Origin of the sequence: Phenylobacterium sp. (assembly GCF_028290885.1) — a bacterium.
GTDB lineage: Bacteria > Pseudomonadota > Alphaproteobacteria > Caulobacterales > Caulobacteraceae > Phenylobacterium.
In genome coordinates this window covers 1-10,083 of sequence record NZ_JAQGIZ010000132.1, presented here as the reverse complement: position 1 = coordinate 10,083, position 10,083 = coordinate 1, and the positions used below count along the sequence as shown (strand labels likewise).

Here is a 10,083-nt window from a genome sequence, read left to right as displayed (position 1 = left end):
AGAGTCCGCTTGTCGGTCGTCGCCGCTAAGACGTGTCGCCGCAACTTCACTGGCGCCTTCAGCTTTATGAGGACCCGATCTCGCCGGCGGCCCTCAGCGCTCGGCCTTAAGCCATTCGCGCAGGATCGCGTTCACCGCCTCGGGCGCTTCCTGCTGCACCCAGTGGGAGACCTTGGGCAAGCGCTTGACGGTGAGGTCGCGGACGTGGGCCTCCGTGCCGTCCAGCAGTTCCGCGCCCAGCGCTGCGTCCGCCTCGCCCCAGATGACGAGCGCCGGCGTCTCGATCGTCGGCCAGGGGCCAGCGAGCTTGCCGGGGCTTTGCGCCGCCGCGCGGTACCAGTTGACCATGCCGGTCATGGCGCCGGGGCGCCGGGCGTCGGCGGCGTAGCGATCGAGGACATCGCGGGTGAAGTTCGACTTGTCGACGGCCATGCCCAGGAAGGCCCGGCGGATGGCGCGGGCGCCGTTGGCGGTCATGGCCCGTTCGGGCAGGCCGGGGACCTGGAAGAAGGCCATGTACCAGGAGCGGAGCATCTGGCGAGGCGAGCGCCGCAGGTGCTCTGCGAAGACCGCCGGGTGCGGCACGTTCATGATCACTAGGCGCTCCAGCGGCCGGATGCGGTTGGCGGCGAAGGTCCAGGCGAGGCCCGCGCCCCAGTCGTGGCCGATCAGGGTGACCTCGCGCGCGCCGCTGGCGTCGATCAGGGCCGCCACGTCCTGCATCAGCCGCTCGACCCGGTAGCTCGCCACGTCCCGCGGCTTGGGCTCGGTCTCGCCATAGCCGCGCAGGTCCGGCGCCCAGGCGCGGTAGCCCATCTGAGCCAGCAACGGCAGCTGGAAGCGCCAAGAGAACCGGCTCTCCGGAAACCCGTGCAGGCAGAGCGCCAAGCGATCCCCCTCGCCCGCCTCGTCCACCGCGAAATCGAAGCCGTTCGCCTGGATACGCCGCGTCGAGATGGCCATAGACGCCCTCCGTCTAGGTCGTGAAGTAGCTGCTCTCGCCGTCGTGGCCAGGGAGCTGGATCATGCCGGCGAAGGTCATGCCGATCCTGCGCAACACGGCGATGGAGCCGGCGTTGCTCGGCTGCACGATGGCGACGATGGTCTTCAGCCCCGCGGTCTCGCGGCCGTAGGCCAGCGCCGCGGCGGCCGATTCGGACGCATAGCCGCGGCCCCAGAACCGTTCCAGGAAGGCGTAGCCGACGTCGGGGTGCTCCAGGCCGTCGCGCTTGACCAGGCCGCAGATCCCGGCCGCCTCGCCGGTCGCCTTCACGTCGGCGCGCCACAGGCCAAAGCCGTTGGCGGCGTAGCCGGCGCGGGTGCGCTCGATGTAGCCCCGCGCGCCCTCCAGGTCGCGGACGCCTCTGTCGCCAATGTTCTCCTTGAAGCCGCGGCTCAAGAGCAGCTCCAGGATGAAGGGCGCGTCCTGCTCCGTCAGTTCGTTCAGCGCCAGGCGCTCGGTCTCGAGGATGGGCACTCAGGGCTTCTCCAGCCGCGCGACCAGGCTGGAGGTGTCCCACCGCCGCCCGCCCAGCGCCTGCACCTCGGCATAGAAGCCGTCGACCATGGCGGTCATGTCGAGCGCCGCGCCGTTGCGCCCGGCCTCGTCCAGCACCAGGCCCAGGTCCTTGCGCATCCAGTCGACCGCGAAGCCGAAGTCGAACTTGCCCTCGCTCATGGTCTTCCAGCGGTTGTCCATCTGCCAGGATTGGGCCGCGCCCTTGGAGATCGCCTCATAGACCCCTTGCGGATCCAGCCCCGCGCGCTTGGCGAAGTGCAGGCCTTCGGCCAGCCCCTGGACCACGCCGGCGATGCAGATCTGGTTGACCATCTTGGTGAGCTGGCCCGAGCCCGGCCCCCCCATCAGCCGCGCCGCCTTGGCGTAGGCGGCGATCACCGGCTCGACCTTCGCGAAGGCGTCGGGCTCGCCGCCGCACATGATGGTCAGCTGGCCGCTCTCGGCGCCGGCCTGGCCGCCGGACACCGGGGCGTCGACGAAGGCCCGCCCGTCCTTCGCCGCCAGCGCCGCCATCTCGCGCGCCACGACCGCCGAAGTGGTCGTGTGGTCGACCACGACGCCGCCTGGCGCCATGGCCGGCAGGGCCTCGGCGACCACCTGACGCACGTCGTCGTCGTTGCCGACGCAAAGCACGAAGACTTCCGCCCCCGCCGCGGCCTCCGCCGCCGACGCCGCGGCCCGGCCGCCGTGCGCCGCGACCCAGCGGGCCGCCTTCTCCGGCGTGCGGTTGTAGACCGCCATCTCGTGGCCGGCCTTGGCCAGGTGTCCGGCCATCGGGAACCCCATCACGCCGAGGCCGGCGAACGCCACCTTCATGTCCAAGCTCCTTAACTCTGTGCAACGGCATCTTAACGCCAGCCTGCGCACCGTGCGGCCCTCGTAACAGGCTTCACCGGGGCGAACCAAATGTCGATGAGCGGCGAGCGGCCGATCATCATCAAGCGCATCAAGCGCAGCAGCGGGCCCGGTCACCACGGGGGCGCCTGGAAGGTCGCCTATGCCGACTTCGTGACCGCCATGATGGCCTTCTTCCTCTTGATGTGGCTGATCAACACCACCTCGCCTGAGCAGAAACGCGGCATCGCCGACTACTTCGCTCCGGCCAGCGTTTCCGAGACCACATCGGGCTCGGGCGGCATCCTGGCCGGCACCGCGCTCGGCAACGAAGGCGCCAAGCAGAACGGCTCGCAGTCGATCATCCAGGACGCCAGCCCTGACTCCCGCCACCCGAACGACGGCAAGTCGCGAGACGGCGCCAAGTCGGCCGCCAGCGACCAGGCCACCAGCGACGTTGTGAAGGAACAGCAGCAGAAGCAGCGCGAGGCGGCTGCCTTCGCGTCGGCCGCCCAGTCCCTGCGCCAGGCGCTGCAGGACATGCCCGAGCTCGCCGAGCTCTCCAAGAACATCATCATCGACCAGACGCCCGAGGGCCTGCGCATCCAGCTCGTGGACCAGGAAGGCCGCTCGATGTTCAACCAGGGCACCGCCACGCCCAACGACCGCGCCAAGCTGCTGCTGCGGGCCATCGCCAAGATCATCAACCAGCTCCCCAACCGGATCAGCATCTACGGCCACACCAGCGCCAACGCCGGCCAAGGCGGCAAGGCGGAAGGCGACTGGACGCTGTCGGCCGCCCGCGCCGACGCCTCGCGGCGCATCCTGCAGGTCGCTGGCGTCGACGCCGACCGGATCTACCAGGTCTCCGGCAAGGCCACTTCCGAGCCGCTTTATCCGGACGATCCGACCCTGCCTGGCAACCGTCGCATCGCTATCGTGTTGTTGCGTGAGGCGCCCGTGCTGCCGCCTGACAAGGGTTTGTAAAGCAGAGACTTGCGCCCGGACGCGGCATGACGCCTAATCGTGCTTAAGGCGTATCGCTATGAAGGCGACTGCAAGTCCGTGACGCAGCATTTCCCGACCCGACAGCTCAGGTTCTTTCTGACCGCACCGTCGCCCTGCCCTTACCTGCCTGAACGCTACGAGCGGAAGGTGTTCGCCCACCTGCCGCTCTCCGACGGGGCGACCGTCAACGACAGCCTGACCCAGGTCGGGTTCCGGCGGTCGCAGAACATCGCCTACCGCCCGGCCTGCGAGGCCTGCACGGCCTGCGTCTCGGCCCGCCTGCCCGCCGGCGACTACGTCTTCGCCCGCTCGGAGCGGAAGGCCATCTCGCGCAACGAGGACCTGGAACGCCACCTGGTGGAGGCCGAGGCCACCATGGAGCAGTTCGACCTGCTCCGCCGCTACCTCACCACCCGCCACGCCGACGGCGGCATGGCGGAGATGACCTGGCCAGACTACGTGGCCATGGTCGAAGACACCGCCGTGCGCACCCACATCATCGAGTACCGCACGCGATCGAACGACGGCGGCCCGGGCGACCTGGTGGCCTGCGCCCTGGTCGACGTGATGAGCGACGGCCTGTCGCTGGTCTACAGCTTCTACGACCCGACCCAGAGCCGCCGCAGCCTGGGGTCCTTCGTGATCCTCGACCATGTGATCCAGGCCTGCCTGACCAACCTGCCCTACGTCTACCTGGGCTACTGGGTCCGCGGCTCGGAGAAGATGGACTACAAGGTCCGCTTCTCGCCCATCGAACTGCTGAAGCCCGAGGGCTGGACCCTGGTGGTCGGCGGCGCGGCGCGCGAAACCCTCTAATTCCTTCAGCTGTCCTCCCGGACAGCCGGTGCGCGGCTTCCGGGATGATGCGAGGCAGGGTGTGAATAGCGGGCGTAATTTCAACGAAAGTGGCGCGCGCCGGATCGAGCTTGCTACACTTGAACCCTTGATCCCACCGGTCGAGCGAGGCGCATGGCCAGGCAGCTTCGGCTGAGCCTTCGCAGGCCCGCCGCCCACACCCGCGACGCCTTTATCGAGGGCGTCTCCAACGCCGACGCCGTGACGGCGCTCGACGCCTGGCCGCGCTGGCCGGGCGGCGCGCTGGTGCTGGTCGGGCCCGAGGGGGTCGGCAAGACCCACCTGGCGCGCGCCTGGGCCGCCGGCGCCAAGGCCGTCGTCCTCGACCGCGAGGCGCCCGAAGTCGCGGCGGCCACAGGCCGGCCGGCTCTGCTGGAGGACGTCGACCGGGGTGTCAGCGACGAAGCCCTGTTCCACCTGATCAACCTGGCGCCCCGTGACGGTGCGAGCCTGCTGCTCACCGCCCGCACGCCGCCCGCCGCGTGGCCCGCCCAATTGCCGGACCTGCGCTCGCGGCTCAACGCCCTGATGGTGGCCGAGATCGCCGCGCCCGACGACGACGTGCTCCGCGGCGTCTTGAGGAAGTTCTTCCGTGAACGGAACATTCGTCCGCACGACGATGTCTATCCCTACCTCCTGCGGCGCATGGAAAGGTCCATTCCCGGCGCCAGCGAGATCGTCCGTCGTCTCGACGAAACCGAAGACGGGGTGATGCGGCCGATTTCACGGGTGCTGGCGCGGGAGATCCTTGAGGGCGATATCGAAAATCTTGATCTTTTCGAGTGAAGACTTGAAGCCGTCACACGTCGGGCTCAGGTTTGGGGTCCGCATCCGCCTGGAGACCCGAATGAGCTATGCCGCGCCCATCGCCGCGAACGCCGCGAGCGACATTGCGCGGCCGCTCGCCTGGGACGAAGAGCTGGCCGCCTCCCCGGCAAGGTTCTTCAACCGCGAACTTTCCTGGCTGGCCTTCAACCGCCGGGTGCTGGCGGAGAGCATGAACCCCCGCCACCCGCTGCTGGAGCGGCTGCGCTTCCTGGCGATCAGCGCCAACAACCTCGACGAATTCTACATGGTCCGCGTGGCCGGCCTGCGCGCCCAGGTCCGCGAGGGCGTGCGGGTCACCAGCCAGGACGGCCTGACGCCGGCCGAGCAGCTGGAGCGGGTCAACGACGAGGCCGCCGACCTGATGGGCGACCAGCAGACCCGCTGGCGCGAACTCTGCCATGAGCTGGCCTTGGAAGGCCTGCATGTCGTCTCGGCCTCCGACGTCACCAACGCCGAGCTGGACGCGCTGGAAGAGCCCTTCGCCTCCCAGCTCTTCCCGGTGCTCACGCCCTTGGCCATCGACCCGGCGCACCCATTCCCGTTCATCCCGAACCTGGCATTCTCGCTGGTGCTGAAGCTGAAGCGCCTGGCCGACGGGCGGATGTTCTATGCCCTGGTGCCGATGCCGGCCCAGGTCGCCCGGTTCTGGGAGCTGCCGGCCCAGCGCACCGGCCGCCGCAAGGCCGAGCGCCGCTTCGTCTCGCTGGAGGCGCTGGTCAGCCTCTTCCTCGACCATCTGTTCCCCGGCTGCGAGATCCAGGCCCAGGGCGTCTTCCGCCTGATCCGCGACTCGGACGTGGAAATCGAGGAGGAAGCCGAGGACCTGGTCCGCGAGTTCGAGCTGGCGCTGAAGCAACGTCGCCTCGGCCTGGTCGTGCGCGTCGAGATCGACGCCTCCATGCCCGAGGAGCTGCAGAGCTTCATCTGCTCGAACCTGCACGCCGAACCCCAGGACATCATCCAGATCGACGGTCTGCTGGGCCTGGACGAGCTGAACCAGCTGATCCCCGCCGACCGCGCGGACCTGAAGTTCAAGCCCTTCGAGCCGCGCTTTCCCGAGCGCATCCGCGACCACGGCGGCGACTGCTTCGCGGCGATCCGCGAGAAGGACATCCTGGTCCACCACCCCTTCGAGAGCTTCGACGTGGTGGTGCAGTTCCTGCGCCAGGCCGCCCGCGACCCGAACGTGCTGGCGATCAAGCAGACGCTCTACCGGACCTCCCACGACAGCCCGATCGTCGCCGCCCTGATCGAGGCGGCCGAGGCCGGCAAGAACGTCACCGCCGTGGTGGAGATCAAGGCCCGCTTCGACGAGGCCGCGAACATGAAATGGGCGCGCGACCTGGAGCGCGCCGGCGTGCACATCGTCTTCGGCTTCGTGGAGTACAAGACCCACGCCAAGCTCTCGACCGTGGTGCGGCGGGAGGGCGATGTCCTGCGCTCCTATTGCCACTTCGGGACCGGCAATTATCACCCCATCACCGCGCGCTTCTATACGGACCTGTCGCTGTTCACGACCGATCCGGCGCTGGGCCGCGATTCCGCGCGGCTGTTCAACTTCGTGACCGGCTACGCCCAGCCCCAGGGCCTGGAGAAGCTGTCCTTCTCGCCGATGACCATGAAGCGCGATCTACTGGCGCTGATCGCCCGCGAGGCGACCGCCGCCCTTGAAGGTAAGCCGGCCGGCATCTGGGCCAAGATGAACTCGCTGGTCGATCCCCAGATCATCGACGCCCTCTACGGCGCCAGCCAGGCCGGCGTTCCCATCGACCTCGTCATCCGCGGCATCTGCTGCCTCAGGCCCGGCGTCGCCGGCCTCTCCGAGAATATCCGCGTGAAGAGCATCGTCGGCCGCTTCCTCGAGCACGGCCGTATCGTCGCCTTCGCCAACGGCGCGCCATTGCCGTCGTCAGAGGCCCGCGTGTTCATCTCGTCGGCCGACTGGATGCCCCGCAACCTCGATCGCCGCGTCGAATGCCTGACGCCGATCGAGAACCCCACCGTCCACCAGCAGGTCCTGCAGCAGATCATGCTGGCCAACCTGAAGGACGAGGCCCAGAGCTGGGCCCTCGACGAAAGCGGCCACTACAGCCGCGATCCGTCCTGGGACCATCCCAGCGCCTTTTCCGCGCACGAGTATTTCATGACCAACCCGAGCCTTTCCGGTAGAGGGCAGAAGGTGAAGGACATGCCGCGCGCGATCGATCATGTGGCCTCGCGGGGATAGCAGGCCGGAATCCCGACAGGCGGCGGTCATCGACGTCGGGTCGAACTCCGTTCGCCTGGTCATCTACCAGCTGGATGGCCGCGCCATATGGACCGTCTTCAACGAAAAAGCGCTGGCCGGCCTCGGCCGTGACCTGCCCACTACCGGCCGGCTTTCGCCTGAGGGCGTAGAGGTCGCGCTTACCGCCATCCGCCGCTTCCGCGCCCTACTCGACGGCTGGCGCGCCGAGGACGTCACCGCCGCGGCCACCGCAGCCGTCCGCGAGGCGGCCGACGGCCCGGCCTTCCTCAAGCGCGTGCGCGACCAAACCGGGCTCGTGGTCCGCGTACTCACCGGCGAGGAGGAAGCCCGCTACGCCGCCCTGGGCGTCATCGCCGGCCAGCCGGATGCGGAGGGGGTGGTCGGCGACCTCGGCGGCTCCAGCCTGGAACTCGTCCTCTTGAACGGCGCCGGGCCGGAGGAGGGCGCGACGCTCCCGCTCGGCCCCTTCGCCCTGGGCGCGCCTCGCCCGCTCGACATCGACCGCACCCGCCGGGTGATCGAGAGCGCGCTTGGCCCCCACGCCGAGCGCTTCGCCACCCGCCATTTCCACGCCGTGGGCGGCGCCTGGCGCAACCTGGCGCTGTTCCACATGGAGCTCGCCGATTACCCGCTGCACGTCGCCCACCAGTACGAGATGAGCCGCTCCGACGCGCTCAACGTCTCGCGCCTGGTCGCCCGCCAGTCGCGGGCCTCGCTGGAACGCATGCAGGGTCTTTCCAAGAAGCGGATCGAGACCCTGCCCTACTCCGCTGTGGTCCTCGAAGCGCTGATCGAACGCCTGGGGGTGGAGCGGGTGATCATTTCGGCGTTCGGCGTGCGCGAGGGCCTGCTACTCGACGCCATGGACCCGGAGGTCCGCAACCGCGACCCGTTGATCGAGGGCTGCGAGGCCCTGACGGCCGCCCGCGGCGTCCCCTCGGAACTCGGCGGGGCGCTGGAAGCCTGGCTGACGCCGGCGTTCGAGAAGCTGCCCCCGATGTTCGGGAACCGCGATCCGGTGCTGCTCGCCGCCGCCTGCCGGCTGGCCGACCTCGGCGCGCGCCTGCACCCGGACCATCGCGCGGACCTGGCCTTCGAGCAGGTGCTGCGCGCGCCCATCGCCGGCATGAGCCACCCGGAGCGCGCCTTCCTGGCGAGTGTCGCCTTCGCCCGCCACACCTCCGCTCCCACACCCCCGGAGGCCGCCGCGGTCGCCCGTGTGATCGGCGCGGACCGCCGCCAGCGGGCCCGCGCGCTGGGCGCCGCCGTGCGTCTCGGCTGCGACCTCTCCGGACGCAATCCCCGCCTCCTGGAGAAATCCAGCCTCATCGTCCAGGGCGAGCGGCTGAAGCTCACCGCCGCCGACGGCTGGGAAGACATGCTGTTGGGCGAACAGACCACCAAGCGCGCCCAGACGCTGGCGTCGGCCCTGAAACTGAAACTCGAAATGGGATGACACGATGCAGATCCTGATGACCAAGGCCGCCTATGGGCGCATCGCCGACCGGCTGCCCGCCGTCGCGCCGCACGCCGAGGTCGTCACTGCTGTCTCCGCCGACGCCTATGAGCACAACGGCCGGCCGATCGCCGTGGAGGACGTCGACCCCGAGGTGGTCTGGCTCAGCCTAGACAGCTTCGCCACCGGCACGCTGGGTCAGCTGTTCGGCCGGCTGATGAAGACCGAGGCCCCGCGGTGGACCCAGATCATGGCGGCCGGCATCGACAATCCGATGTTCCGCTCGATCATGGAAAAGGGCGTCCGCATCTCCAAGTCGAGCGCCCAGGCGACGCCCATCGCCGAATATGTCGTCGCCCACGCGCTCAGCCTGCAGGTCCCGATCGAGGCCCAGGCCGCGCTGCAGAAGAAGCACGAGTGGAAGAACACGCCCTATCGGGAGCTCGGCCGCACCCGCTGGGTGCTGGTGGGCTTCGGCAATATCGGCCACGAGATCGCCCGCCGGATCAAGCCGTTCGGGGTTGACCTGACGGTGGTTCGCCGCAACCCGGCCGCCGAGGGCGACCTGGCCGACCGCGTCATCGGCCTGTCCGAGCTGGCCGGCGTGCTGCCGGACACCGACGTGATCGTGCTCGCCTGCGCCCTCAACGACGAGACCCGCGGCATGTGCGACGCGGCCTTCTTCCAGGCGCTGAAGCCGGGCGCGATCCTGATCAACATCGGCCGCGGCGGGCTTGTCGACGAAGAGGCGCTAAGAGGGGGGCTGGATCGCGACCAGCCGGCCCACGCGGTGCTCGACGTCTTCCAGACCGAACCCCTGCCCGCCGACAGCTGGTTCTGGGACCATCCGAAGGTCCGGGTCAGCGCCCACACCTCCAACTCCGGCGACGGCAACCTGGCCCGCGGCGACGACCTGTTCCTGGAAAACCTGCGCCGCTACCTGGCAAAGGAGCCGCTGCTCAACGAGGCCGACCCGAGCGAGGTGGGGTTGCGCCTGCCGGAGCGGGCCTAGTGTCCCGATTCCGAAGTTCGCAAGCGCTTGCGGCTGACTTTGACGAACTTCGGAATCGATAAGGACACTAGCAAGTATATGTTTCTAGTGTGCTTTCTTGGATTTGAAGTTCGCTCGGCGCGTGGCCCGTCAATGTGGCGAACTTCAAATCCAGCACACTAGCCAGCGCACATAGCAAGAGGGCGGCGCCTCGGTCGCCCGAAACACCGCCCTCTGAACCAGATCCGTTGGGGGATCTGAGCGTTCGAGGTCGAAGAGAACTTGGCCTTAGCTGGGTCGCCCCAGCTCGACTTCAGATCGTCCTCGGTGTCCCCGGGATCGGA

9 protein-coding genes are annotated in these 10,083 nt (G+C 68.9%); 6 read left to right on the top strand and 3 right to left on the bottom strand.

What is annotated here, in order from left to right; genetic code table 11:
• Positions 1-93: 93 nt before the first annotated feature.
• Genes JWP28_RS08940 through JWP28_RS08930 form a run of 3 tightly spaced genes read right to left on the bottom strand, consistent with a single transcriptional unit; the run spans position 94 to position 2,335 of the window.
• Positions 94-963, bottom strand: coding sequence for an alpha/beta hydrolase (locus tag JWP28_RS08940; protein ID WP_299542189.1), 870 nt, complete (start codon positions 961-963; stop codon positions 94-96).
• 13 nt (positions 964-976) lie between these two features.
• Positions 977-1,477 carry a GNAT family N-acetyltransferase gene (locus tag JWP28_RS08935; RefSeq protein ID WP_299542187.1) on the bottom strand — a complete coding sequence of 167 codons (501 nt, stop codon included), beginning with the start codon at positions 1,475-1,477 and terminating at the stop codon, positions 977-979.
• A complete protein-coding gene (locus JWP28_RS08930) occupies positions 1,478-2,335 on the bottom strand; it encodes an NAD(P)-dependent oxidoreductase (RefSeq protein WP_299542185.1) in 858 nt (285 codons plus the stop codon).
• 90 nt (positions 2,336-2,425) lie between these two features.
• Here JWP28_RS08930 and JWP28_RS08925 point away from each other — a divergent pair, with 90 nt between their 5' ends.
• The 6 genes from JWP28_RS08925 (at position 2,426) to JWP28_RS08900 (ending at position 9,760) form a co-directional block, all read left to right on the top strand.
• On the top strand, positions 2,426-3,340 hold the full coding sequence (locus JWP28_RS08925) for a flagellar motor protein MotB (protein ID WP_299542183.1): 915 nt from the start codon (positions 2,426-2,428) through the stop codon (positions 3,338-3,340).
• Between the two features lie 78 nt (positions 3,341-3,418).
• Positions 3,419-4,177: an arginyltransferase gene (locus tag JWP28_RS08920; RefSeq protein ID WP_299542181.1), complete on the top strand. Its 759-nt coding sequence runs from the start codon at positions 3,419-3,421 to the stop codon at positions 4,175-4,177.
• 153 nt (positions 4,178-4,330) lie between these two features.
• Positions 4,331-5,002 (top strand): chromosomal replication initiator DnaA, encoded by a 672-nt coding sequence (locus JWP28_RS08915; RefSeq protein WP_299542180.1) that lies wholly within the window; start codon positions 4,331-4,333, stop codon positions 5,000-5,002.
• A gap of 61 nt (positions 5,003-5,063) precedes the next feature.
• Entirely contained in the window at positions 5,064-7,271 is a 2,208-nt protein-coding gene (locus JWP28_RS08910) for an RNA degradosome polyphosphate kinase (protein ID WP_299542178.1), read from the top strand.
• Positions 7,252-8,748, top strand: coding sequence for a Ppx/GppA phosphatase family protein (locus tag JWP28_RS08905; RefSeq protein WP_299542176.1), 1,497 nt, complete (start codon positions 7,252-7,254; stop codon positions 8,746-8,748). The genes JWP28_RS08910 and JWP28_RS08905 overlap by 20 nt, the downstream gene beginning before the upstream one ends.
• A gap of 4 nt (positions 8,749-8,752) precedes the next feature.
• Complete coding sequence (locus JWP28_RS08900) at positions 8,753-9,760, top strand: NAD(P)-dependent oxidoreductase (RefSeq protein ID WP_299542174.1); 1,008 nt, start codon at positions 8,753-8,755, stop codon at positions 9,758-9,760.
• Positions 9,761-10,083 lie beyond the last annotated feature (323 nt).